Genomic DNA, 26,539 nt, shown 5'->3' with positions numbered 1-26,539 from the left:
TCGTATTGGCGCAGTTAATCTTCATTGGAAAAAGACACCCATGCTTCCTAGCTGTGTATATCATTAGCGTTTCAATAGAAATTATAGCAAACCTGGATGGCGTTGACTGAAGGGTATTTTCTACCCGGGAATGGAATCATCGTAACTCCGGGAGAAATCGGGATAAGGCACTCTCCTGTTCCCGGTGACTGTGAGATAAGATGATCATCGATATGGGTTGGATCGAGACCGCCGGCAAAGGCTTGGCAACGGGAGGAGAATCTCAAAACGCTTTCTCTTGGCAACCTCGGATGGTGCATCCCTTTGTATTAAATACTTACGACCGCAAACGATGCCGCACTCGATTCAGGATTTTCTAATAGAATCTATTGTAGTCTTTGCCCTCGTTCGTAAATAATGTACATATAACCAGAAGGAACGACGGATTCTTTTTCGCAGTTCGTGAGGGAGGCGGTGAGTATGTATGAATGAAAGACAAATCATAACGGAATATTGGCATCGAACTCCAGACGAACTCATGGCGGCTCTAGGCAGCACGCCGCGAGGTTTGCGTTCCGATCGTGCTATGGAGTTGCTTGAATCTGTCGGGCATAACACCCTGGAAGTAAAGAAACGGGTAACGGGATTGTGGTTGTTTCTGAATCAATTCAGGAATCCTCTGGTCTTGATCTTGATCTTTGCAACGCTGGTTTCCATGCTGACGAAAGACTGGGCGGATGCGTTGATCATACTGGCGATCGTACTCAGTAGTGCGGTTTTGACTTTCGTCCAGGAATACAACGCCGGAGTCGCGGTAGAGAAACTGCGGGCGCGAGTGCGAGCGAAAAGCCTTGTGCTGCGCGATGAAGTCGAAACGGAGATTCCTGCCGAAGAGGTCGTCCCGGGAGACGTTGTGCGTCTCAGCGCCGGCAGCCTGGTCCCCGCCGATGGGATCCTGCTCGAGGCGAAGGATTTCTATGTTAACCAAGCCATTCTCACGGGTGAGACTTTTGCGGTGGAGAAACGTCCTGGCAGCGTGGCCGTGGAGGCCACTGTTGCGCAGCGTACGAACAGCGTTTTCATGGGCACCAACGTTCGCAGCGGAAGCGCGTTGGCCCTGATCGTCCACACCGGGGTCCACACTGCGTTTGGACAGGTCGCCAAGCGGTTGACCGTTCGTCCACCGGAGACGGAATTCGAAATGGGTGTCCGGCGCTTTGGGAATCTACTCAGCCGCATGATGCTTGTGCTGGTTGTAATTGTGTTCGCCGTCAACGTCTCCTTTCAGAAGCCAGTCCTGGATTCATTGCTTTTCTCCGTTGCGCTTGCAGTGGGTATTACGCCCGAACTTCTGCCCGCCATCATCAGTGTGACGTTGTCCAAAGGTTCGCAAGAGATGGCCAAGCAAGGGGTTATCGTGCGGCGGCTGAACGCCATCGAAAATCTGGGCAGCATGGATGTGCTCTGTACGGATAAAACGGGCACGCTCACACAAGGTGTAGTCAAATTAGACAGTGCGATCGACGTACAAGGACAACCGTCACAGTCGGTACTGGACTACGCCCACATCAACGCAAGTCTGCAAACGGGCTTAAGCGATCCACTCGATGCGGCAATCATTGCCCTGCGGAAGACCGAGCTCGAGGGAGTTAAAAAAATCGACGAGATCCCTTACGATTTCGTGCGTAAAAGACTCAGCGTGGTCGTCGAAGAGAATGGTGTATGGCGTATGATCACCAAGGGTGCTCTCGAAAACGTGCTGGCGGTATGTTCGCAGGTGCGTGACGGTGCGGAGCGGCCGTTGAATGATGAGTGTGCAGAGATGATCCGCAGCCGTTTTCAGGAGTGGAGCAATCAGGGATTCCGAGTATTGGGTGTCGCCGTGCGGGAGCTTCAGGAGCTGAAGAATTTCACACATCAGGATGAGACAGGAATGACCTTCGTCGGTTATTTACTGTTCTTCGATCCACCCAAACCCGAAGTACAACAAACGATCCGAGATCTTGCGGCCAGCGGCGTCGAATTGAAAATCATCACCGGGGATAACCGTCAGGTGGCGCTGCACACCGCGGAGATGATTGGCCTGAAGATAATGGGCGTACTTACGGGGAGTGAGCTCAACCGGCTGCCTGACGAGGCTTTGTGGCATCGGGTTGAAACGGTGAATTTGTTCGTGGAGGTGGATCCCAATCAAAAAGAGCGCATCATCCTGGCGCTGCGCAAGAAGGGGCGCGTGGTCGGGTACATGGGGGACGGCATTAATGATGCCCCCTCGCTCCGCGCCGCGGACGTTGGCATCTCTGTGGACCAGGCGGTGGACGTAGCGAAAGAAGCGGCCGATTTCGTGCTGCTCGAGAAAGGCCTGGATGTATCGGAGCGTGGGATTCGGCTGGGAAGGCGCACATTTGCCAATACCTTGAAGTACGTCTACGTTACCACCAGCGCTAATTTCGGTAACATGTTCAGTATGGCCAGCGCAACGCTATTCCTGCCGTTCCTGCCGATGCTGCCGGTGCAGATTCTGCTGACCAACTTCCTTACCGATTTTCCTGCGATCACCATCGCCAGTGATCTTGTCGATAAAGAAATGGTCGAAAGGCCGCGACGCTGGAATATCCGGCACATCCGTAATTTCATGTTCACCTTTGGAACCGTGAGTTCGATCTTCGATTATCTCACTTTTGGCCTGCTGCTTTTGGTTTTTAATACGACGGTCGATGAATTCCGTACCGGATGGTTCATTGAATCGGTGATGACCGAACTGCTGGTAATGCTGGTGATCAGGACGCAGAGGCCGTTCTTCCGAAGCCGAATCGGCAAGATGCTGCTGGCGTCCACTGCGCTCGTCGCCGTAGTTACGATCGCGTTGCCGTATCTGCCTTTTGCCTCCATCTTTGGTTTGACCCCACTTCCAATCAACCTCATCCTTGGTTTACTCGTTATTACGCTGCTGTATCTCGTGGGAACGGAAGCAACGAAGCGGATGTTTTACCGATGGGCGACATCGTCTTGATACAGACGCATGGAAAGGTGAATTCTGAATGTGGATGATGTTGTCTTACCCGGAAGAAGTCGGGCACCTAATCTCTCGCAAATGCGGGATGTCGACCAGGCTGCCTCTGATCGATGTGGTCGCAGCGGCGATTCTGTTCTTTGCCAGGGGCTGCATCTCCTTTCAGTGACAGGAAATCCGCTCCGGATGGATATCCGGCTGCGTTTCATCGGTTGAAGTTGGTCGAGGCGTCATTGCGGGAGTAAATTAAACATATCGGCTCCCGGGGAGAATCAGCCCTGTCCCGGGAGCCGGTGTTTACGCTGCGATGATCAAAAAAGTCAAGTTTCGATCAATCGGAGTATTACGCAGCTTTCCGTCTGAGCCAGATCGCCCAGACGGCCACCACCAGCGCGACGATCGCAGCGGCGGCGATCAGGATCCAATACGGGAAGGCTGTCTGTTGCGGTGAGGCGGATTCGGTTTCTGCAGCTTCCGGTTGGAATGTTTCAATCTTTGCAGCATCTACGCCGCTCTTCTGATCGAGGTAGGTCGCCACCCATGCCAGCGGCGCGTTCCAGTTGATCGTCACCTCGTTGGTCGAGTATGAGCCAATTTCGTCCACGTAGCGTTTGGACGGCGCGTAAGCGGAGAGATTGGCGTTCAACGCTGCCGGGTCGTTGGCCGTGGCGTTTGCACCGCCGGCAAGCGCACCGGGTGGAGGCGGTGGATAGCCGTTTGCGGGATCGTTAGCCCAGAAGCGGTGATGCGGGTGCTGCATGGGATACGTTCCGTAGCCGGAGACGTAGCTCTTGTAGAGTGGATTGTGACCCAATATGTAATCCATGCTCAAGCGTACAGAATCCAGATATTTGCCTTCCCCGCTGAGATCGTGCGCCAAGGCCATCAGGATCGTGTTGTTGAGGATCAAGCCGTTGGAACCCCAGGGATATTCTCCATCGATGAGTACGGAATATCCGTCATTTTCCTGAATGGTGAGCATCTCATCTGCGAAGTCGAGGACGTTCGCCTTTAGTTTTGCCGCCTGTTCCTGCGGGAGGTCGTTTTCCGTCGAGACCAGCGTAATCGTGCCCAGGGAAGAGGTGCTGCCCCAATCGAACTGGCCCACTTCGCCGAAACGATCCGACTCAAGCAGGTAGTTGAGATACGTCTCATCGCCGGTCGTGACGTACAGTTCGGCGGCGGCCCAGTAGAACTCATCGGCCACGTTGCCGTCCTCATAGTTGCCGCCGCCATCACCGGGGGTGTTGCCGGCGTAGATGTTCGGGTTGGCGAGTGCGGCCTCCCAGGCCGTTTGCGCGGCAGTAAGACACGTCGCTGCAAAGTCCGGGTCGATTTCATCCCAGATGCGGGCGCACTGCGCTGCGGTCGCTGCCAGATTGAGCGTGGCGGCAGTAGAAGGCGGGTAGAGGTAGCGGCCTTGTCCGGCGATCTCATGCTCGTTGTCGTTGTCCACTTCCATTGGCGGCACCATGGGCATGGGTTCCCAGGTGCGGTCGTGTATCTTGTGATGGACCATGCCGGCTTTCGGCTGTCCTTGCGGGACCTGCATGGAAAGAAGGAACTCCATTTCCCAGCGCGCTTCGTCCAGCAGGTCGGGAACGCCGTTACTCTGCTCCGGGATACGAAGCGTGCCGTCCCCATAGACTTCCGGGAAGCGTTCGTAGAGGTTCATTAAAGTCCATGCGGAAATGCCGCCGTTGACCACGTACTTGCCGAAATCTCCGGCGTCGTACCAGCCGCCCGCTACGTCCAGGGAATAATCACAGCCGGGCCATGAGTTGCCATCGGGATCGTCGCCTTTGTAGCACGTCACGTTGTCGTCCGTGATGTGGCCGGCAGGGCGAGCCCAATTCGCACCCACGTATTGCACAACGATGGGAGTGCCGCTGCGATTGTGATAGAAGTAAGCAAGGGCGTCGAGTTTGAGTTGGCTGTAGATGTCCTTGGCGATCGCAAAGGAGACGCTTTCCAGGCCGCCTGCTAGAAGCTGATAGCCGCTTCCGGGCGTGTTGTACTCCGAGAAGTCAATTTGGTGCAAGAAGTCGCCCGAGGTGGCGTCTTCACCAAGAACGGTGGTCTTACCGCTCAGCACGACCTCTCCGCTGCTGTCTCGCAAGCTCCAGTCCAGGGCATCCGTCGAATCGTTTGCGACGGATGCGTTTTTTTCACCCTCGGGGAAATAGCCCGTCTGATTGACACTCACCTGCGCCGGAATGGGGACTGCCGTGGGTGTCGGCGCTGCCGTCGGCTGGACTTCGACTGCGCTGGGTTGTGGTATGTCCTCCCGGCCGAGCTCGAAGAAGATCGCCCGCCCGAAGAGATAGGGGTACTGCCAGGATTGATCGGCGGTGTCTGCTTTCGACCAGATCAGTTTGACGTTGCGGTCCAGCGCGGAAGCGCCGTTGATCTGTGCCTGAAAGCCGATTTCGACGCCGTGGGCGGGTTCCAACAAACCTTCGAGCGAGACGGCTGCTTCAAAACCCCAACCGTCTTCTGTTTCGAATACGAACCCGCGCACATTGGCATCTGAGCTTTTCATCCCGGTGATCGTCAGCGCATCCGGGTCGGTGTTGCCGATGTCCGCGGCGTTGATGTTGATCTGAAAGATCTTCGGCCAGTAAGCCGTGGCGTTGAGATCGTCGGAGGCGTTGATGTAAAACTCCATAGAGTCTTCGTTCCAGAAGTTCGTTCCGTGTTTCCCGGCGATGATGTTTTTGTCGGGCATCTGCATGGTGATGTAGAAATTTTGCGCGTCCGCTGCCACCGAGAAGGTGAAGGAACCGTTCTCTGCGGGGTCGGAAGAGAGCGTCTGGCCGTAGTCCACGTAGCTCGAGGGTAAACCTTCCCAATCCGACAGATCGCCGTCCACCGTGATCTCGACGGGGAAGGGGATGTATATCAATTCTCCCTGGATTTCGGGGGGAACGGGGCCATCGAAATTCTGTGCGGCGACGTTTGCCGGCGCTGCGAGCGCGATGACGGCGAGAACGATAACCGTGACGATCGTGGTTAACCATGAAGTTTCATTCATTTTCCATCTACCTCGTGGGATTTGGTCTGCAGCCGACAAGAAGGATGCCCTCGGAAAGCCGGCAGGCTCTGCATATTATAGTATGAAAGCGAAGCAGAAGCGTTCTTTTTTTGCTTTCGACGGTTCATCATGCTTCGCATCTCATTTTGCCGCTCATCTCCCGGATTTTCGTCTTGACAGAAGAGCGGTTGTGGACTAATATGGGTGGGTAGTCACCCATATTTATGAAAAGGATAAGAATCATGCCGCGCTTCAAGGAAGAAGATCGGAATCAACTCAAAGGGGAGACCCGAAGGGCGTTGTTGGAGGCGGCGGCGTTGGAGTTCGCCCGCGAAGGGTACAACGGGGCGAACATCAACCGCATTTCCACGGCGGCAGGCTACGCCAAGGGTACAATTTACAACTATTTCGAAAGCAAGCGCGCGCTCATGCATGCCTTGATAGAGGACACCGCCGCGCTTCACCTGGCTTACCTCAACGAGCGAGTGCTGCAGGCGGAGATGGCTGACCGACGGCTGGAGATCTTTTTCATCGCCGGCTTTGAATTTGTCTCGGCTCATCTTGCCCGGGGGCGGGCGATCGTAAACAACCTCTACGGCCCGGATATAGGTTTCAAAGACGCAATGTATCAGGCCTATCTGCCTATGTTCGAACTCGTCGGCCGCGACATCCTTGCGCTGGGTCTGGCTCAAGAGATTTTTATCCGGCTGGATCCAACCAGCATGTCTACATTGATAATGCTCATCTATCTGGGAGTTGCTGCTCATGTCGGTCCGGAAGGGAAGCCCTGGCTCGATACGCAGCTGGTGGCCGATTTCGCTGTACGCGGGCTCAGGAAACAGCCAGAGGCGCATCGATCGGCTTGAACATTTCCACCTCCACGAGACTCGTCGTAAACCTTGATTGCTGTGTGGGGGGAAACCCGCTCATTTACTGGAAAGGATCATGTCTGGTGAACACACTCGTAGTCTACTTCTCTAAATTCGGCAACACCCAAAAGATCGCCGAGGCGATCGCGAAAACCTTCGAATCCGCCGGCGGCGTTCGTTTGCTTCCATCCGACCGGTTGGAAAAAACCGATCTCGAGAAATGCGATCTCGTCGTGATGGGCAGCCCGACTCACAAAATGAATCTGCCAAAGGAAGTACGGCCGGTGTTCGAACGCCTGCCCAAGAAGATCCTTCGCGGCAAATTCGTTGCGGCATTCGACACCTCCTATCAAATGTCGACGTTCATGGCACGCTTTACGGCGGCCAAGCGGTTGGATCAAAAACTGCGCAAACTTGGGGGAAAGCGCGCCGTTCGACCGGAGACGTTCATCGTGGCCGGACGGGAGGGACCACTTTTCGATGGTGAAATCGAACGAGCCGCTGTTTGGGCGCACGCAATTCTGAAGCAACTGCCTCGGGCTTAAGCACAACAGGACGACCTGCAATCAGTTCACGCACACCCAGCCGGGAGGCCGGCTGGGTCGCACCGTAGGGTATTCGGAATCGGATGCGGGAGTCCGCTCGGGCCGCCGGATGGACCGGCGTATTTGTATGGATAATTATCCAGTAAGTACGTCCACTATCGACGCGAAATCGCGCAGGCGGAAGTTTTGCACAGTGACCTGCCTCTGGGGGACGAGGTCAATAACTGTCGATCTTCTATAATTTGGATGGAAATTCACAAAATTTGGTGTATGCTATATAAATAGATTCCCGTGCGGGGTTTGTCCGAAGGAAGTTATCACCGGTAATTCAATAATGGAGGAGAATAATGAAGCGTTGGCCGGTAGTGTTCATCGCCGTGTTGATGGTGGCGGTCGGTGGGATCTGGTTCTTTCAAGGCATCGGCGTGCTGCCAGGAAGCTTCATGACCGGCGATCCACTTTGGGCGTGGATTGGCGGTGTCCTCTTCTTCGCTGGTTTGGTCGTGCTATGGTTCAGTCGCGGCACGAAGAATGATGAGGAGTGAGATGAGGAAAAATCAACCGAATCTTCTGCATGGAGCGTTGGTCGGGTTGTTGTTTACGGTTCCCCTCATAAGCCTGTTTTACCTGGCCAATCAAGTGGTGGGCTTGCCATACGTGCCCTTCGATCTTTTCGAATGGCTATCCAGGATTCTACCTGGTGATCTCGTGGTTTTCGGTATAGACACGATGGTGAAAATATTGACCTTCTTCAGTCTCAGCGTACGAGAAGCCTCCAAGCCTGCGGAGATTCTGATGGCGCTGGGACAATTCACGGTCATCGGCATCGTCATGTGTGCGGTATTCTATTTCGTCTTGAGACGTTGGGCGGCAATTCGCAAGAACTACCTCGTCGGTATGGTCCTGGGTGTCGTGGCGGGGATCGTTTTTCTGTTGATCAGTTTCCAGGTTGGAAAGTACTCCGCATCTCCGGAAATCAGCGCCATCTGGGTTTTGCTGGTGTTCATCCTTTGGGGAGTCGCCATGCAGTGGTCCTATCAAAAGCTGGTGCGGGAAGAGGCTCCCGAGGTGGTTGCGGGTGAGGCGTCTGTGGCCAGTTTTGAGATGCAGCAGATCGATCGACGGAAGTTCCTGGTCATGCTGGGCGGCGCCTCGGCCGTCATCACCGTGATCGGCGCCGGCCTTGGTTCGCTCATCAAGCAAGAGCCGCAGCAAGTTGCTGCGGGCGGCGCGGGAGAGGGGGGCATCGATCTGCAAGTACCTGAGCCGCAGACGGTTACGTTGCCCGAAAGACCCGGTGCGGTCGAGCCGGTGCCGGGCACGCGGCCGGAATACACGCCGCTCGAGGATCATTATCGAATCGACATCAACCTCACTCCACCGGAGATCGACGGCGCAACCTGGCATCTGCCCATTCAGGGTCTGGTCAGCAATCCGATTACACTGAACCTCAACGATTTCTACCAGCAGCGCTATGGCGAACCCATGCATCTGTTCGTCACCCTGGCGTGCATCTCCAACAACATCGCCGGAGACCTGGTCAGCACCACGCGTTGGACCGGCGTTTCCCTGCAGAGAATTCTGGACGAGGTGGAACCGTTGGTTTCGGCGAGGCACCTCAACATCGAATCCGCGGACGGTTTTTACGAAAGCGTTCCCCTGGATCTGATTCGTTCAGACGAACGGATCATGCTTACCTATCTCTGGGACGGAAAACCGCTGCTGCCCGAACACGGCTACCCGCTGCGTATTTACATCCCCGACCGCTACGGCATGAAGCAGCCCAAGTGGATAACGAACTTCGATCTGAGCGCCGTGGATCAACCCGGATATTGGGTCGAAAGAGGTTGGGATCGCATCGCCCAGATGAAAGCCACCTCGGTCATCGATGTGGTCGGTGTCGATGAAGTCATCCAGCGCGGTGGCCAGGACTATATCCCCGTTGGTGGGATCGCACGCGCCGGGGCGCGCGGCATCTCGAAAGTCGAAGTTCAGGTCGACGATGGGGATTGGCAGGAGGCTCAACTGCGTACACCACTTTCGGAACTGACCTGGGTCTTGTGGCGTTTTGAATGGCCGTTCGAAGCCGGGGATCACACGTTTACCGTGCGCTGCTACGACGGTGCGGGCGAGATGCAGATCACCGAGAGTCATCCACCGCATCCGTCCGGGGCCACGGGGCTGCACAACGTCGAAGTCAGCGTGTAATCCCGGAGCAGCGCAGCGTTTTTTAAAGCGCCGCGAAGAGCTGGACTGTCGTATCCTGGAAAGAAGGCGTCTTCCCGGCGGTGATTTCACGCTGCGGGCGTTCGAAAACGACCGGAGCCCCAAAACGATTTCAGAGTCAGACGGTTTATACGTGAATCAATACATCGAGAGGTGTCATGGAATACATTGAATTCCAGGGTGAACGCGTCCCCAAGATCGGTTTGGGAACCTGGGATCTGCGCGGCAGCGAATGTATCCGTGCGGTGAAACATGCTCTGGAGATCGGCTACCGGCATGTCGATACGGCCGAATTTTACCGGAATGAAACGGAAATCGGCGCGGCGATCTCGGAATCAGACGTCGCCCGTGATGAGCTTTTTCTGACCAGCAAGGTGTGGTCGACTCATCTGCGTTACGAAGATTTGATCGAAGCTTGCCAACGTAGTCTGCAGAAATTGGGCATCGAGTGGCTCGATCTCTACCTCATTCATGCGCCCAATCCGCAGGTGCCCATAGAAGTGTCGATGCGCGCCCTGAACGACTTGACGGCAGGTGGCAAGATCCACCATGTAGGAGTGAGCAATTTCAGCCTCGACCAACTGCGCCAGGCGATGCAGCATTCCGATGCACCGATCTTCAGCCATCAGATCAACTATCATCCGCTGCATCCACAGGACGAGATGGTGGCGTTCTGCCAGCGTGAAAAAATCCTGGTTACGGCGTACAGTCCCATCGCCAAAGGCAGGGCGCTGCGGTCCGAGTTGCTGCAAGAGATCGCGGCGCGGCACGGAGTCTCGGCGGCTCAGGTTGCCCTGCGCTGGTTGGTAGAGCAGGATCTCGTGATCACGATCCCGAAATCTTCCAATCCGCAGCATCAGCAGCAAAATTTGGATGTATTTGGGTTCGCACTCTCCCCGGAGGAGAAGATAAAAATCGACGAGATGGGGCATTGATCCATCTTCGCCGACTTATCTGCATCTTTCACCCTTGATGGAGGAAAGACGTGCGATTCGATTTTGACTCGTCCCCCCGATTTGCACTTAAGCCAGCTCCACGCTTTTTCCAATAGGATCCAGCGCATCTTCTGTGGAAGCCTGGGCTTGATTTTGATTCAAGAGGTTGGTCATCTTCTGGGTGGCTTCCGCCCGGCGAAAGGCGCTGCGGCTGATGACTTTCCGCACGCGGCTGTCTTCGACGCAGTCGACAGGAATCCAGTATGTGGTCTCGTCCGCTTCGACTCGAAAATACGCGCAAGTCGTTTCGTTGACGCATTTTTCTTCGATCCTGCTAATTTGGCCGACGCCGTAGATGGGATGGACGATCCAATTGCCAACTTCAAAATCTTTTTTCTTATTTCTTGCTGCCATGTATATAAACCCTTTCCGGTATGGATGCAGCGGGTTCGATAGGCCGGAGGTTCCGAAACGATGGAATGTGAACGGGGAGAGGTCTGTAATTCATGGTGTAGACGGCATGAATTACAACATCCGGCATTATTTGCCGCCGCCACGCATATCGAACGTCGTTTCAACGGGAACGTTACGTAGCTAGATGCCTTCGCACGATTCAGCAGTGGCGATAGACATTAACATTTTACCATTTACCCCCCGGAGGGATTCAAGGCATAAATGGTACCAATTCCTGTAAAGAAGGCGTGTAGGGTGTTCACAGACTCGATTGCCGATTCGGGTGCCGTTGTATCCGCCCGTTCTCGGCACGCTTCAAACTCCCCATGCATTGTGAACGGATGACCGATCGCTGGATATAATTTGCTTTCATAAACAAGGTCATATACGTGTAAGATAAGGCTTGAGATCGCTCGCTCACGAGCGCAGTTCGCGGCGTGGGATGGAAAAATGTCAATCGATGACCGGATGAAGGAGGAATGATGGACATCAAGGATCGTGTTCTGCAAATCGTCGAGAAAGGTCGTGCGGTGGAAATGGAATTCATGGGGAATCAGACGGAAGCCGATCGGTCGCTCGAAGGAAGTTTCGAGAAGTGGTCGGCGAAAGACGCCATCGCGCATGCCAATTATTGGCAAGACGTGCGCACCAGGCGGGCTGCATCCTGGATCGAGGGTCAGGAATTGGAACCCATTCCGCATTACGAACAAGCCAACGCGCAGGCATACGCAGAGTTCGCCAAACACACCTGGGAAGAAATCGAAGCATTTGCGCAGCAAACCCACGAGAATCTCGTTTCGCTGGTGAGCGGGTTGAGCGACGAAAACCTCACCGGTCCAGCCGAGGAATCGGATGATCGCAAAGTGTGGGAAGCGCTCGTGGGATCCGCCTATACTCACAAGCTCGCGCACTATGCCGAATTCTATACCGATCGAGGGCAGCAAGAGACGACCAGCCGGCTCTGGAGTGAGTGGGCAGATTTGGTCTCGCCGCTCGATGACGGCGCGGAATGGCAGGGTGGGGTGCACTACAATGCAGCCTGCAGCCTGGCGCTCGCCGGGGATCGCTCCGGCGCACTCGAGGAATTGAAGCGGAGCTTGGAGCTGCGGCCTAGTTTGCGATCCTGGTCGCGTCAGGACAGCGACCTGGAAAGCCTGCACGATCTCCCGGAATATAAGAGTCTCTACGCGCCTGCATTTTGGTGGACGGCGATCGAATCCGGTCCCCTCGCCGATGCGCTGGCCGATCAATACATGCGCCTGTTTTCGATGCTGCGCATGGCCATCGAAAATATCACCGAAGCAGAATGGTCACAAGCGGATACGCGCTATCGGCGGCCGGCCGGTTTGGCGCTGCACATCCTGCAGTCGATCGGTTTCTACGGCGCCCTCGAACCGGGCGATCGATTGGATGACGCGCTGATGCAGATCAACTGGCAAGAGCGTGATTCGTCCAGGCTGCCCGCCCGCGAAGACATGCAGCGATTTATCGACAAGGTCGAGAAGCGTACGGCGAACTTCCTGGCGAAGGCCGACCTGACCGCGGAGGAAGAACAGTTTCCCTGGACCGGTCCTACTGTTCTCGGCCGCGTCGTGTATTCGCTGCGTCACGCACAACACCACCTTGCTGATTTGATCGCCGAAGTCCATCGCCAACGTCCGGGCGTAATAGACTGGTTCTAATGGAGTCGTAGGAGGAGACCTGACAGATCAGTCAGGAATCGGAACGCTCCCGAAGCACTGGCCCGGCCGAGGGCAGGGCGGATGATGAGATCTGCCTGCTGGCGCAGATGCTCGTGCGCGCTTACGATCCCTGCATTTCCTGCTCGTTGCACAAAGTTTTCGTTCGAGAGCTCCCCAGATGACGAACGAATCGGCTCTTTCCGGCGCTTGCGGCGGTCTCCGCTCACTTTCCGGGATTCGGCCTCAGACCTGGTTCTTGGAAATCACGTCCCGGTACCAGTAGGCGCTGGACTTTGGGATGCGTTCGAGAGTCTCATAATCCGTGTAAACCAGGCCGAACCGCTTCGAAAATCCGTGTCCCCATTCGAAATTGTCGGTGAAGGTCCAATGGAAGTAGCCACGCAGCGGGATGCCGTCCTGAATCGCACGTGCGGCCGCTCTCAGATGCGAGCCGACGAAGCGGATTCGGTCAGGATCGTCGACTTTCCCTGAAGTATCCAGGTGGTCGTCAAGTGCGGCGCCGTTCTCCGTGATCATGAGGGACGGAAATGTGTACTCACGACGTATGCGATCCAGGATTTCATACAATCCGTGTGGATAGATCTCCCAGCCCGTTTCGGTCATGTCGTTGGAGGGAGACAGCGTGCGCGGTGCGTTCTCGCGCTCCGGAATCTCCTCGCTCCTGGCGATGATCCTGAAGTAGTAATTGATGCCCAGAAAATCCAGAGGCGCGGCAATTTTCTCCAGATCTCCCTCGAAGACAAAATCCATCTTTCTACCGAAATTATCGACCACGTCCTCCGGGTAACCTCGCCCGGAGACGGGATCCAGGTACCAGCGGTTGACGGCGCCGTCCACCATTTGTGCCGCTTCCTCATCCGCCTCGCTTGGGGAGGCCGTGTGCACGGGGTAAAGGTTGAGCACGATGCCAGCGTTCGCGTCGGGAACGTTGGCGCGTATGGCTGCAACGCCCAAACCGTGCGCCAGAAGCAGGTGATGGGAAGCGGCGACCATTTCATCCATGTCTTTATGACCCGGTGCGTGGCGTCCTTGAAGATAGCCCATAAAAGCGCTGACGTGAGGTTCATTGAGGGTCATCCAATTGCGCACACGGTCGCCAAGATGCCGGGTTACCACATGCGTGTATTCCGCAAAGGCCTTCGCCGTGTCCCGCGCTGGCCATCCGCCGCGATCCTGAAGAGCCTGGGGGAGATCCCAGTGATAGAGGGTGATGTACGGCTCGATTCCCGCCTCGAGAAGTCCGTCGACCAGGGCGTTGTAGAAATCCAATCCGGCCTGATTGACTTTTCCCTTCCCGGAGGGCAGGATGCGCGGCCACGATATCGAGAAGCGGTAGGCGGGAATGCCTAACGAGGCCATCAATGTCACGTCTTCCCGCCAGCGATGATAGTGATCGCAAGCGACGTCGCCCGTGTCGCCGTTCTCGATGTTGCCGGGTGTGTGGCAGAAACGATCCCAGATGCTCTCGCCTTTCCCGTCCTCCTTCCAGGCGCCCTCGATCTGATAGGCCGAAGTGGCGACACCCCAGACGAAATTCTCAGGAAAATCAAATGCTGCTTCGTTGTTGGAATTGTGATCCATCGTTATCCCTGTTCATACTCTATTTTGTATTGGTGGGCATTAAACCATGGATTGGGTTTCCAGAAAATCGAGAACGTCCTCGAGCTGCGTGAAGGCGAGCGCCGTCACGGTGTCCGCGCCGCCGTAATAGATCGCGATGCGGCCGTTCGACTCGTCGTACAGTGCCGCGCAGGGGAAGGTCACGTTGGGCACGTCTCCGACGCATTCGTAGTCTCTTTGCGGGGAGAGCAAATAGGGCTCGCCGCGCCGGATCACCTTCCAGGGCTGCTCGAGATCGAGCAGGGCTGCACCAAAGCTGTAGACGAAACCGTTGCAGGAGGTAAGAACGCCGTGATAGAAGAGCAGCCAGCCTTCAGGCGTCTCGATGGGGATGGGCCCGGCGCCGATCTTGGTGCTCTGCCAGCCGCCGGCCACTCCCATCACGAAGCGATGCCTCCCCCAATGGATCATGTCGTGGCTATGGCTCAGGAAAATATCCCCGAAAGGCGTATGACCGTTATCGCTTGGGCGGCTGAGCATCACGTAGCGATCGTTGATTTTTCTGGGGAAAAGAACGCCGTTGCGGTTGAAGGGCAGAAGTGCGTTTTCGAGAAAGTGGAATTTCTCGAAATCCTGGGTGTATCCGATGCCGATCGTCGGGCCGTGGTAGCCGTTGCACCAGGTGACGTAGTAGCGATCCTCGAGCCAGACGAGGCGTGGATCGTAGCGGTGGGAAAACTCGGACAGTTCGGAATCGGTGAATTCCCATGCGATTGGGTCGTGATCCAGCTTCCAATCCAGGCCGTCATCGCTGAAGCCGCGGTAGAGATTCATCTCGCGCTTCTTGTTGTCCACGCGGAACACACCTGCGAATCTGTCCTCATAAGGAACGACGGCGCTGTTGAAGATGCTGTTCGATGAGGGGATCAAATCGCGAGGGATGATCGGGTTCTTGCTGTAGCGCCAGATAACGTCGGAGCAGCCCGCGGGCCGCGCTTCCCAGGGGATATTGGTTTTTGCCATGCGATATCTCCTTAAGTGTCTCTTCCTGAACCAGCCACGGGAAGCGAGCGGAAAGTCCTCTCTTAAACATCGCGCCGCAGGCTTGCTTTGGGAATAGTGTTGCTCTACTGCGCCGTCCCACGATTCCCCGGGCGATGCACAGCATGTAATGTTACCATACCGCTCATCCGGTGGATTTTACCCGCTTGGCGGGTATAATGGCTTTGCGTCCAAATCATACTAAAGTGTGAGGAATCCGTGCCCGGAGGTGAGTATTCATGAAGAATGTTAAATTCAATAATGTTGGATGTGTGGAGATCGCCAACGAAAGTCTGACGCTGCTCGTATCCGTTTCCGTTGGTCCACGGGTGCTCTCGCTGAAGACGCAGCGCGGTGACAATCTTTTCGCCGAACTCCCGGATATCACCCTGGATTGCCCCGGTGTAGGGCCGTTCCACCTGTACGGCGGGCACCGGCTCTGGTACGCCCCGGAAGAACCGCGCGTTACTTACCTGCCGGACGATTCGCCGGTACAGGCGCAGGCCATAGATAACGGCGTGCACATCACGCAGGACGTTGAGGTGCAAACGGGACTCCGGAAAGAACTTGAAATCCGCCTGATCGAGGACAAGGCCGAGGTCGGAGTGCGCCACACGATCACGAACGAGGGCAAACAGGATTGGACTATCGCACCCTGGGCGATTACGCAGTTGATTCCAGGCGGAGTCGGCATCCTGCCCCTCTACGGCGGGGGGAATCCGGACAATCCCACGCTGCCCGACCGCTCGTTTGTGCTCTGGCCGTATACCGACATCAATTCGCCGCACATCACCTGGGGCAACCAGCAGATTTTAATTCGGGCGCAGATGCAGGAGGGCAGCCAAAAAGTCGGTTTCACCAATCCGGCGGGATGGCTCGCCTATTGGGTCGAAGGCACGCTCTTTGTAAAACGGGCTGCTTACGACCCCAAGGCAGCGTATTTCGATTTCGGAAGCCCTTCACAATGCTACTGTAATCCGCACTTCATCGAGCTGGAGACGCTGGCGCCGATCACGGAGCTCGCACCTGGACAAAGCGTCGAACACGTCGAACGCTGGCAGGTCTATGAAGGCGTCGTATGGGACGATGATATGAAAGATATCCTTGCCGTGGTCAAGGGCGAATAGATCGTTTCCACGCGGGGGTTGCTGTGTGAGGGCAACCCATCGGGTCGCCCCTACATGAATTAAAAGGATGGCGCGTAGGGGCGGTTCGCGAACCGCCCTTACAATTTTCCTTGGATGTGTCGTGTTGCGACAATCCGGCGGGGCGTCCATAAAAAGAAATAATAGTGCTGTGCGGCCTCGTTTTCGCAGTTATTCTTCCGGGCAGGCGCAGTACGGTGCCGCCATGCCTTCAGTCCACTCGCCCCCCGCGGCGATACATTCACGCTCGTCCAAATCGGAGCTGCAAGCACTTTCGCGCGGCGCCTCCGGCGGATTGATGATCTCCACGGGGCAGTTGCCGAAGGGATTCTCGTCCCCGCCCATCAAACCCAGCCAGACCCAGCACTGTTTCCCGTTCTCGAGCTCGAACAGACCGTGGGTGTATTCGGAGTTGAGGGCGATCAGGTCGGCACTGTCTCCTTCCATCAGGATCTCGACCAGGTCGGATTCGGGATAGTCACTCGCCCGGCAGTTGGAGTTCTGCAGCGCCTCATAGATGCAAATTTCCGGGTCGGCCTCGACGTAGGTGATGCACTTGCAGTTCTCGCAGACCTGTCCGGAGAGGCACATGGTCAGGTCATCGCCGTCGCACTGCTCGCCTTGCTCGACGACTCCGTTCCCGCACATGCCCATCATGGTGATGCATTTACAGTTTTCACACACCTGGCCGGAGAGACACATGGTGAGGTCGTCGCCGTCGCACTGCTCGCCAGAGTCGACGACGCCGTTGCCGCATTGATCCAGGTAGGTGATGCATTTGCAGTTCTCGCACACCTGACCCTCGAGGCACATGGTGAGGTCATTGCCGTCGCACTGCTCGCCAGAGTCGACGACGCCGTTGCCACAGATGGGAGCTTCTTGCGGGGTTTGTGGCTCGTAAAAGGGCAGGGCGGTGAATATGACCGCGGCAATCACGCCGCCGGTCAACCCGCCGATGGGGATGCTCCATGCGGGCATGCCGGGTCGCCTGCGGCGGATGCGCCAGGCGATGAACGCGAAGACCACGATGATGAAGACCCAAATGGGATAGAGAAAGATATCGGGCGGTTTGACAAAGCACTTGGCGGTGGCGTTTTGTGAGAATTCCGAAGTATTTCCTAAGCTATCCGTCGCTGTTGCGGTGATCATGAAGCAATAGCCAGGACTGCTGATAGGGATGCTGAAGGTGTCGTCTGTCTCGGTGGTGTAGCCTTCAGCGAGAAACACTTTCCCCTCGCCATAACCAGAGGGGTCGGGCTCGGCGCGGAAAATCTCGATCTTGCATGAATACCACGCTATGCCTTCGATCGTCGAGTCCTGAGGGGAGGTGATTTGTGGAGGTTGGATATTGCCATTGTGTCCAGGCATGATTGTGATACCCAGCCCACCATTGTTGTAAATACTATTTTGTGTGAATGTATTCTGAGTTAAATAACCATAGTAGGGAATAGCGCTATTGAGGTAGATGCCGTCCTGGCCGTTATCCGCAATCGTGTTTTTCGCGACGAGATTACCGCTGGCACCATCGGCGATATTTACGCCATGACCGGCATTTCCCATGATCAGATTTCCCTCGCCCGGGGAGGTCCCGCCAATCACGACGCCATCCGCTGAAGATACAATGCCCTGCGCCTGGTTCGGTATCATCACGGAACCGCTTATATCGGTGCCGATCTTGTTACCCTGGATCACGGCGTTCTGCCCGCCCTGTTCTACAGCAATCCCCCAACGTTCGTTACCGGAGATCACATTGCTGTGCTGGGGTAGGCTGCCGCCGATCCAGGCATTCGCTCCTTGTATGGAAACCCCGTAGTAGTTCGGTAAAGGCGCAGTGCCTGTGGCGTCGACCCCAATCAGGTTGCCGTGGATCTGGTTGTCAGCCGATTGGGAGAGAATGGCAATGATCTCGTTAGCAGAGATTAGATTGCCCTCCCCGGGGCCTACTCCCCCGATATCGGCACTTAGAGCACCTGAATCAAGTACGATGCCGTAGTCGTTATAGACTGGCGTGACTCCGTCAGCTGCAGGGCCGATGATGTTGCCCCGGATTTCGGTGCTCGAGCCGTCGCTGTAAACACCAATGCCATTGCCGGAGATCACGTTCCCAATAACGCTGTTGTGCGCGCCGTAGATACGCACGCCTACGGCGTTCTGCAGCGCTCCCGAGCCGATCCGGTTTTCCTGAATCAGATTTCCGCTTCCGGCTGCGAGGATTGCGCTTCCAATCGGATCATGAAAATCAAAAACTTGTTCTGGTGGGAAAGTACCAAAGCCATTCAGGCTCAATCCACGAATGATGTTGTCATTGGACTGAAGATCAAGCCCAACCTCGATCCCGGGCATACCATCCTGGATGCCAAAGACCGGCGACCCGGCGTAATCTGGTTCCGTGGTGCCGTCGATGGTCGTAGCGTCGTCGGTCAGGGCAGGAAGCGGAGAGGTGAGATAGATGATGGTGTTGGATCCTCCGGATCCTGGAAGATCGAAGTGGATCTCGTCCGGGCCGCTGTTGGCGTTGGCGGCGTTGATCGCCTCGCGCAGCGAGCAGTGGTTTGAGTCGCACTGCCCGTCGTCGAGGTCGTCGTAGGTGTTAACAACGAAGGTGCTGGCCTCCGCGGGCAGCGGTAAGGCGAACAAGCCTGTCATTCCCAATAGTAATAATGCATACAGACCATGACGAATTCGTTGGGGTTTCATACGGTCCCTCCCATTCTGACGCGATCCCTGGCAAATGGCAAAATAAGAGCTTCGTCGGTCCGGTTCGTGGAAGTGTGGATGCACAACCGAATCGAGGCGAAGGTATCGTTGGTACTCACTTCATTGTATGTAACGGATTATAGGGCTTTTTTGTGACAGAATCTACAAGCGAGTTTTGGATTGGCGATCCAGCTTGTAGGGTCGGGTTCCAAACCCGACCATGCAATGATTCAATAATTTGGCGTGTGAGGACATCAGGTGAGTTTCCTATTTTCATCATCCTAAGCGGAGGGCAAAGCCCGTAGTTGAAGGAAGGTATTCATCCCTCATAATCAGAAGGTCAGCCGTCCTTCGACTTCGTTCGCCTCTTCGAAGCTCACTCCGCTCAGGATGAGAAGAATTTAAGTGTGAGGGGCGGTTCGCGAACCGCCCTTATAACCTTCTATGAAGGTGTCACATTGGGACGCTCCAGTCCATGATCGCCCAATATTTTGGGGGAGTTGACGTGTAAGGGCGACCCGACGGGTCGTCCCTACATGGATCGAATGGATGCCGTGTAGGGGGGACACAGGGGTCCGCCCGGATCGAATCGATGTAAAGAAAGGGCCGACGCGCAGGTCGGCCCCTACAGTTAATGTAAATGCAAGTTGTAAACCTGACCGTAGAATCAAATATACAAATCTCGCCGGTTATAGGTAATGTAACCAGCGATGATGCAGACGGCGATGATGCCCAGCGAGATCCACACGTAGAGCATATCCAGATGCGCCTCGTTCAGCAGTTTCGCCGGATTGAAATACTTGAAGGGTGAGAAGTATTTCAGAAAATCCAGCTTCTTGTCCAGGCCGGATATGATCGACATGAAGTACGTGGCGAGCAGCAGCGACACGGCGATCGAACCGGCGCGTTTGTACTGCTTCAGCGCGCAGCCCAGAAAAATACCCACGGCGAGGAAGGTGAACTGCATGATCACCAGGGCCAGCATGCATAAAGCGACGAACTTGTAGAACTCGTGGTCCGGATGGTACGGGATGACGCTGATCAGGGATACGCCCCAGATGATCAGAAGAAAGGCGATGCTGTGTACCACCGCGGCCATGATCTTGGCAGTCACCAGCTTCCAACGCGGAACGGGCAGCGTGAGCGTAAATTCGACGGTCTTGTCCCGTTCCTCCTTGGATATGATGTCGCTGCCCAGCATGGCGGCGAAAACCGTGCTGAGCAGGGCGAAGTAAGTGAAGCATACGCCGAAGAAACCCGTGACCGTGGTCAGATTGAAGGCGTTCATCTGGAAGGCTTCCAACAGCGCGGGAGGCATGTTGTCCAATATTTTCAGCATCTCCGGGTTGTTCGCATAGGCGGAGAACTTGGTCATGGCGATCCAGATGAAGAGAACGATGAGGACCGCCCAGATTAAAAGCGAACGCAGATTGGCTTTGAGTTCTCTGAGGAAAATATTCATGGTTGGCCTCCTCACACCGCCGTATGGATGTCTCTTCGCTGGTAAATCAGATAGCTCAGACCGACGGAAAGCAGGATAACCACCACGCTGGCCAGCGTTAATGGCATGTCGAGACTTCCGCTGCGGACGATGTTGTTTGGATCGAATTGCCGGAACGGTGAGATGTAGGACAACGTATCCTCACCGATCATGTCGCTAAAAGCGTTCAACACGTAAAGACCAAACACGATGCCCATCGAATACGGGGTGACGCTGCGGATCTTCTTCGGCAGCAGCGAAATCAGTATGCCGACGGTGAGAAAGAAGAGCTGCATAAACGCGATGCTCAAGAGCATCAGACTCAATGTCTTGCCATCGTAGGGCCTTCCACCCCGATAGAGATTGATGAACACGTAGCTGCTCACCCAAACGACAAGATTGGTGATGGCCAGACTGGCGATGGCGGCGAGCAGCTTGCTGCTCATGATCTTTGCACGCCCGACGGGTTTGGTCATGAGGAAATCTGCCGTCATCTCCCGCTCTTCGATGGAGACCATGGAAAAACCGTAATTGGCCGCCTGGATGGAGACGCAAATCTGACAGAAGACGATGGTCAGGGTGAAAAAGCCGAGCACGGTGGACATATCGATGCCGTACATGCCGAAGGCCATTAAAAATTCTTTCGGGAACTTTTCCAGCGTCTGGTTGAGAAGCTCCGCTTGTGCCGCAAAGCCGGTATAGAGTGTGGAAAAGACGTAGATCAATATCGCCAGTGAAACGGACCAGGTGACCACGGAGCGAATATTTTGTTTGAATTCGTGCAAGAAAATGTTCATGCTCGCACCTACTCGTAGTAATGCATGAAGATTTCTTCAAGCGTAGGTTCTTCGATAGCCACGTCGTTAACCTTCAACGCCGCGATCTTCTTCGTAAGCACGTTGATGTCGCCCTTGAAAAAGAAACTCACCGAGTTGTTTTGTGTCTCCAGATGGGTCACACCGGGTATCTGGAAGCCTGCTCCGTCGACGCCGTCGGCGACGATGGTAATTTTCTTATAATTCTCTCGCTGCAGCGTCTTGATGTCCTTGATTTCGACGATTTTTCCCTCGCGGATGATCGCCACGCGGTTGCAAATTTTCTGCACCACGGAAAGTATGTGCGACGAGAAGAAGACCGTGGCGCCCTTTTTGTTTTCGTCGCGGATCAGGTCGAAGAATTTGTGCTGGATCAGCGGGTCGAGCCCGGCGGTCGGCTCGTCGAGAAAAATCACTTTGGGTGAGTGCAGCAGCCCCTGAACGATGCCCACTTTCTTCTTGTTTCCGTAGGAGAGGTCGTCGATCCTGCGGTTCAGGTCCAGTTCCATGATATCTGCCAGCTCCTGGATGCGGTCGCTGCAATCCTTCTTGTAGAAGCTCGCAGAGTATTTGAGCAGATCGATGACCTTCATGCGGTCGTAATAGAAGACCTCCGAGGGCAGATAGCCGATTTCCTGCCGGATCTCGGGGCCATACTTGATGCAATCCTTGCCGAATATCTTGGCCTCTCCGCTGGTGGGATAGATCAACGAACACAGCAGGCGGATCGTCGTGGATTTCCCCGCGCCGTTGGGGCCGATGAAACCAAAAATCTCACCTTCTTCGATGTTCAGCGTGACATCGATGATGCCCCGAGCCTTGCCGTAATACTTGGTCAGATGATTGATTTCGATGACGCTCATTCTTTTTCTCCTCATCTCGATGCAAGAGGCTCAGCCTTGCCTTCTCGAGCGGTATACGAGGATTGTACTACCGAACGATCGCCCATGTGATCCCGCCGCGAAGGAGAAGCAGGCGGGATGAACGACGATCCTCGTATTGCGTCCCGCGCTGCCGCGAGCGGCAGCCCGGATGTCTCTCATCGCTGCGCCGGAGATCATTCGAAACGAAAAAACAGCGTATGCACTTGCCAACTGCAATACGCTGCGTTTGGGTAACTCGGACTGGCTTAGCTTGTGTTCCTGCAGATTCTGCTTCTCTTACTTCTTCTGGGCGACGACGGCGACCGCTCGCTCACCGGCGTGCGTGGCCAGCGCCGGACCGGCATCCACGATCGGAATTTTCTCCTTGAAGAAGTTGCCGACCGAGGTTTTCACCTCTTCGGCCAACGCCGGCGCGTTGGTGTGGATCACACCCATCTTGATCATATCGCCCATGTCGCCGATCATGTCAACGATTTTCTTCCTCGCTTTGCTGGCGCTGCGTGCCCGGCCGAACAGATCCAATTTCCCTTCTTTAACCGCCAGGATGGGATGGATGGAGATCGCCGAGAACATCGAAGCCAGCATGCCTTTGATCTGCTCCGCTCGGCCGCCTTTCTTCAGATTTTCAAACGTCTCCAGCACGACGAGAACCTCGATCTTGGGAATGAGCTGCGAGATTTCGTCGATGATGGATTTCAGATCGGCGCCTTTCTGCGCCAACCAGGCGGCGTGCTTGGCAATCCAATACTGCCCCAGCGATAACGACTTCGAGTCCATCACAGCGATGGGCAGGTCTTCCCCGGCTTCCTTCTTCGCTTCCTGAGCGCCGATGAGCGCCGCAGACATGGCCTGGGAATGTGCTTTGGTGACGTGGATGGAAAAAACGGCCTCCGCATCCTTCTCTCGGAACAGATTGAGGTAGATGTCGCGGGCGATGCCCGGACTTAAGCCCGACGTCTTTGGCAGCTCACCGTCCTCGACGATCATGCGCTGCATGATATTGTAAAACTGCCCTGGCTCGATCTCGGTCTCCTGCTTCGTCTTCCATACACCACTCTCGAGGATGGCAAGCTGAAGCGGTATGAGCGAAATACCGCATTCCTGTACCTCTGGGTCCCCCGGCCGGAAGGAACAGCCCATGTCGGTAACAACTTGAACGCGCTGTTTGGTGCTCATCATTCGACCTCTTTTCGTGCATCTGGACGGCGCAGTGTTCTCATCAGCCGCAGTGCCGTCTCTTGCCGCTATCATTTTCGCACAATATCGCACGATTTACCATGATTAACCCCAACCGAAGCTTCCCGTTGTATCCATCCTGACGACGCTTAATTCGCCGGCGCATAGAAAGCCGGGGAGTTCCCTGTAAAAGAACTGTAAGGTCGCAGGGCTATCCTTGTCTGATAAGATGGCATCATGTATGGATCGAATGTAAGTGTGATCCAATTCCCCATACGCAAGCTGCGAAGTATAAAAATTTAGAGAGGTGCATGGTAGCGATGACGCGGGTTGAAACCTTTGGTAAATACTTTACGGAAGTCGTGTCGAAAACCCCGCTGCGAGTGATCATCCAATGCCTCGACACTCGCATCCACGGGACGATCCATCTAAATCCTGCAAACCGGCTCAGCGATGAAATCAACGAGTCGGATTTATTTTTACCGGTTACGGATGCCCGGGTAATTCGGGAGGATGAGAAGTTCGAGGCCGGATTCATCTCCGTCAACAAGCAGAAAATCCTGTGGATCGTGCCAGCGGAAGATCTGGAGGAGGCCGGCGATGATTAATCGTCAGCCGGTGGCGCAGAGCGTGGATGCAGAGACGCTGGCGAAATTGACCGTCTGGCTTACCGAACAGGTTTCTGCGAAGTTGGAAAATGGATCGAACGGTAAATCCCACGATGAAGCCGTCGACCAACTGCTGCACGATGTATACGAGCAAGCCGGAATCCATTTATCTGAAGGTCTGCGCGAACAGGTCTTCCAGCGGGTCGCCAACGATTTGCTAGGGTACGGTGAAATCCAGCCGCTGCTGGACGATCCCAGCATCAGCGAAGTCATGATCAACGGTGGGGGGCAAGTGTTCATCGAGCGCGACGGCCGGTTGGAGGTGTCCTCGATACGTTTCCGGGACGAAAGCGAAATTCTCAGGCTCATCGACCGCATCATTCTCCCATTGGGCCGCCGCATCGATGCCGATAATCCGACGGTGGATGCCAGATTGCCGGATGGCTCGCGTGTCAACGCCGTCATTCCTCCGGTGTCCGTCGACGGTCCGAGCGTCACAATCCGCAAGTTTTCCCGGGAGCGCCTGCGCGTGGAAGACCTCGTGCGCTTCAATTCCTTGACGCAGCACGTGGCGGATTTTCTGGAGGCCTGCGTCGTCGCCCGGCTGAACATCGTGGTTTCCGGCGGTACGGGATCGGGAAAAACCACGCTGCTCAACATACTCTCCGAGTTCATTCCCGAGGGTGAGCGCCTGGTCACGATCGAGGACGCGGCCGAGCTGCGCCTGCACCACAGCAACCTGGTGCGTCTGGAAGTGAAACCACCCAACGTGGAGGGGAGGGGAGAAGTGCCCATCCGGCACCTGGTGCGTAACGCATTACGCATGCGGCCCGATCGCATCATCGTCGGCGAGGTGCGCGGCGGCGAAGCCCTGGACATGCTGCAGGCGATGAACACGGGCCACGACGGTTCCCTGACGACGGTGCACGCCAACTCCCCACGCGACGCGATTTCGCGCCTGGAGACACTTTCGCTGATCTCAGACGTGCCCCTGCCGCTCAAAGTCGTGCGCGAGCAGATCGCCTCGGCCGTGGACCTGATCGTGCAGCAGACGCGTCTGCGCGACGGCAGCCGTAAAGTGACGGGGGTCTCGGAAGTCTGTGGCATGGAAGGTCAGACCGTGGTGATGAGCGATCTCTTCACCTTCGAGGAGCAGCAAGCTTCGGAAAACGGCAAAGTACACGGAGTACTCAAGCCGACCGGTTTGCGTCCCATGTTCGGGAAAAGACTGGTCCAGGCAGGTTACGATTTATCCGCGCAGGTGTTCGGAGTCGGTGATGCGACCATAACGCACCGTACGCGCCGGCGCTGACGCAGTCGAGTTCAAACGTTAGAGGGCTGCCCTCAAGGGCAGCCCTCGTTTGATTCACCTCGATGTGAAAATGGGTTATCGTGGCTGTAACGTGTAAGTCAGTTCAGCGCATCGTCGAGGAATGCGATGATCGCATCGATGTGCTCGTCCATCACGACCGTCCGAACCTGCGCGTGGCCGATGTCCTCGAACAACCACATTTGCTTCGGTTCTGCGGCGGCGTCGAAAAGGGCTTGCGCTTGTTCGATGGTGATGCGTTTGTCGTCGATGCCGTGGATGATCAGCAGCGGGCGGGGCGCGATGTCGGCGATCACGTCGAGCGGCCGGACCTGATCCCTCGAGAAGCCCTTCAGAAATTCCGACGTGCGGATCATCAGCTCGAACAGGGGCAGAGGGATGATAGCCGGACGGTTCGTGTTCCATATTTCTTCCATGGAACGGAAGGGAGAGGCGGCCACGACGGCGTCGATGCCGGGATTGCGTGCGGCGCTGAGGATGATCGATACTGCGCCGGCGGAGTGGCCGAGTGCGCCGATTCTCTGAACCCCTTTTTCCTGGTGCAGGTATCGTACTGCTGCATCCACGTCCAGACTTTCGCGTGCGCCGTAGGAAAAACCATGGATGTTGCCGTCACTCATGCCGTAGCCGCGGTAGCTGAAGAGCAGCACGTTGAATCCCGCCTCGTGCAGCGGGAGCACCAGGGATAGGCCGGAGCGTTGATCTTTCGACGTGGCGGGAGCATACAGAACGGCGGGTGCATCCGCGCCTTCGACGGGAAAATACCAGCCTCGCAGGATGATACCGTCGCCCGTAGGAAAGGATACTTCTTCGTACGCCAATCCCAATTCTTGTGCGGATCGGATGGCGTTCTTGACATTAAAAAACGGTGGCAGCGTCGCCACCAGTTCTCCCAAGATCGGACCACCAAGAGAGACCACCGAAAGACTGAAAATGAGGCTGGATAAAATTGTTATACCTTCTTTTGACATATACCAATTCAGATACAAAACACAACTTCACTGACGAACAAAGAACCCGTGATTGTAACTGCTCCTGCGATGAAA

General features: G+C 55.7%; 20 protein-coding genes. 10 read left to right on the top strand and 10 right to left on the bottom strand.

Features of this window, described 5'->3' with window-relative positions; genetic code table 11:
* Window positions 1-463 precede the first annotated feature (463 nt).
* Window positions 464-2,992, top strand: coding sequence for a magnesium-translocating P-type ATPase (gene mgtA / locus P8Z34_04050; protein ID MEJ2549837.1), 2,529 nt, complete (start codon window positions 464-466; stop codon window positions 2,990-2,992).
* Between the two features lie 343 nt (window positions 2,993-3,335).
* On the opposite strand, the gene P8Z34_04045 is transcribed toward mgtA, so the two are convergent.
* Entirely contained in the window at window positions 3,336-6,026 is a 2,691-nt protein-coding gene (locus P8Z34_04045) for a glycoside hydrolase family 9 protein (GenBank protein ID MEJ2549836.1), read from the bottom strand.
* Between the two features lie 242 nt (window positions 6,027-6,268).
* On the opposite strand from P8Z34_04045, the gene P8Z34_04040 reads away from it, so the two are divergent.
* From P8Z34_04040 to P8Z34_04020, 5 genes are all read left to right on the top strand, one after another.
* Window positions 6,269-6,892 (top strand): TetR/AcrR family transcriptional regulator, encoded by a 624-nt coding sequence (locus P8Z34_04040; GenBank protein ID MEJ2549835.1) that lies wholly within the window; start codon window positions 6,269-6,271, stop codon window positions 6,890-6,892.
* An 86-nt stretch (window positions 6,893-6,978) separates the two neighbouring features.
* Window positions 6,979-7,440, top strand: coding sequence for a flavodoxin family protein (locus P8Z34_04035; GenBank protein MEJ2549834.1), 462 nt, complete (start codon window positions 6,979-6,981; stop codon window positions 7,438-7,440).
* Between the two features lie 347 nt (window positions 7,441-7,787).
* The gene (locus P8Z34_04030) at window positions 7,788-7,985 is read left to right on the top strand and encodes a hypothetical protein (GenBank protein MEJ2549833.1); all 198 of its coding nucleotides are present in this window, start codon (window positions 7,788-7,790) and stop codon (window positions 7,983-7,985) included.
* A gap of 1 nt (window position 7,986) precedes the next feature.
* Complete coding sequence (locus P8Z34_04025; GenBank protein MEJ2549832.1) at window positions 7,987-9,648, top strand: molybdopterin-dependent oxidoreductase; 1,662 nt, start codon at window positions 7,987-7,989, stop codon at window positions 9,646-9,648.
* A gap of 176 nt (window positions 9,649-9,824) precedes the next feature.
* A complete protein-coding gene (locus tag P8Z34_04020) occupies window positions 9,825-10,601 on the top strand; it encodes an aldo/keto reductase (protein MEJ2549831.1) in 777 nt (258 codons plus the stop codon).
* A gap of 87 nt (window positions 10,602-10,688) precedes the next feature.
* On the opposite strand, the gene P8Z34_04015 is transcribed toward P8Z34_04020, so the two are convergent.
* Complete coding sequence (locus P8Z34_04015) at window positions 10,689-11,015, bottom strand: CarD family transcriptional regulator (protein MEJ2549830.1); 327 nt, start codon at window positions 11,013-11,015, stop codon at window positions 10,689-10,691.
* A gap of 521 nt (window positions 11,016-11,536) precedes the next feature.
* On the opposite strand from P8Z34_04015, the gene P8Z34_04010 reads away from it, so the two are divergent.
* On the top strand, window positions 11,537-12,736 hold the full coding sequence (locus P8Z34_04010; protein MEJ2549829.1) for a hypothetical protein: 1,200 nt from the start codon (window positions 11,537-11,539) through the stop codon (window positions 12,734-12,736).
* 243 nt (window positions 12,737-12,979) lie between these two features.
* Here the strand turns inward: P8Z34_04010 and P8Z34_04005 are convergent, their stop codons facing one another.
* Both P8Z34_04005 and P8Z34_04000 read right to left on the bottom strand, forming a co-directional pair.
* Window positions 12,980-14,338 (bottom strand): GH1 family beta-glucosidase, encoded by a 1,359-nt coding sequence (locus P8Z34_04005; GenBank protein ID MEJ2549828.1) that lies wholly within the window; start codon window positions 14,336-14,338, stop codon window positions 12,980-12,982.
* 39 nt (window positions 14,339-14,377) lie between these two features.
* Window positions 14,378-15,340, bottom strand: coding sequence for a glycoside hydrolase family 130 protein (locus P8Z34_04000; GenBank protein ID MEJ2549827.1), 963 nt, complete (start codon window positions 15,338-15,340; stop codon window positions 14,378-14,380).
* Between the two features lie 257 nt (window positions 15,341-15,597).
* Between P8Z34_04000 and P8Z34_03995 the strand changes: the two genes are divergently transcribed.
* On the top strand, window positions 15,598-16,485 hold the full coding sequence (locus tag P8Z34_03995; protein ID MEJ2549826.1) for a hypothetical protein: 888 nt from the start codon (window positions 15,598-15,600) through the stop codon (window positions 16,483-16,485).
* A gap of 189 nt (window positions 16,486-16,674) precedes the next feature.
* Here the strand turns inward: P8Z34_03995 and P8Z34_03990 are convergent, their stop codons facing one another.
* The 5 genes from P8Z34_03990 to P8Z34_03970 form a co-directional block, all read right to left on the bottom strand.
* Window positions 16,675-19,200 (bottom strand): NosD domain-containing protein, encoded by a 2,526-nt coding sequence (locus P8Z34_03990; protein ID MEJ2549825.1) that lies wholly within the window; start codon window positions 19,198-19,200, stop codon window positions 16,675-16,677.
* Window positions 19,201-19,867: 667 nt separating this feature from the next.
* Window positions 19,868-20,662: an ABC transporter permease subunit gene (locus tag P8Z34_03985; protein ID MEJ2549824.1), complete on the bottom strand. Its 795-nt coding sequence runs from the start codon at window positions 20,660-20,662 to the stop codon at window positions 19,868-19,870.
* An 11-nt stretch (window positions 20,663-20,673) separates the two neighbouring features.
* On the bottom strand, window positions 20,674-21,477 hold the full coding sequence (locus P8Z34_03980) for an ABC transporter permease subunit (GenBank protein MEJ2549823.1): 804 nt from the start codon (window positions 21,475-21,477) through the stop codon (window positions 20,674-20,676).
* A gap of 8 nt (window positions 21,478-21,485) precedes the next feature.
* Window positions 21,486-22,358 carry an ABC transporter ATP-binding protein gene (locus tag P8Z34_03975; protein ID MEJ2549822.1) on the bottom strand — a complete coding sequence of 291 codons (873 nt, stop codon included), beginning with the start codon at window positions 22,356-22,358 and terminating at the stop codon, window positions 21,486-21,488.
* 297 nt (window positions 22,359-22,655) lie between these two features.
* Window positions 22,656-23,555, bottom strand: a complete 900-nt coding sequence (locus P8Z34_03970) for a DegV family protein (GenBank protein ID MEJ2549821.1) — start codon at window positions 23,553-23,555, stop codon at window positions 22,656-22,658.
* 311 nt (window positions 23,556-23,866) lie between these two features.
* Between P8Z34_03970 and P8Z34_03965 the strand changes: the two genes are divergently transcribed.
* Both P8Z34_03965 and P8Z34_03960 read left to right on the top strand, forming a co-directional pair.
* Complete coding sequence (locus P8Z34_03965; protein ID MEJ2549820.1) at window positions 23,867-24,163, top strand: hypothetical protein; 297 nt, start codon at window positions 23,867-23,869, stop codon at window positions 24,161-24,163.
* Complete coding sequence (locus P8Z34_03960) at window positions 24,156-25,475, top strand: CpaF family protein (GenBank protein MEJ2549819.1); 1,320 nt, start codon at window positions 24,156-24,158, stop codon at window positions 25,473-25,475. Before P8Z34_03965 ends, P8Z34_03960 begins: the two co-directional genes overlap by 8 nt.
* Before the next feature lie 98 nt (window positions 25,476-25,573).
* Here the strand turns inward: P8Z34_03960 and P8Z34_03955 are convergent, their stop codons facing one another.
* Window positions 25,574-26,464, bottom strand: coding sequence for an alpha/beta fold hydrolase (locus P8Z34_03955; protein ID MEJ2549818.1), 891 nt, complete (start codon window positions 26,462-26,464; stop codon window positions 25,574-25,576).
* Window positions 26,465-26,539: the final 75 nt, after the last annotated feature.

The organism is Anaerolineales bacterium (assembly GCA_037382465.1).
GTDB lineage: Bacteria > Chloroflexota > Anaerolineae > Anaerolineales > E44-bin32 > WVZH01.
This window is presented reverse-complemented; position numbering and strand designations above follow the sequence as displayed.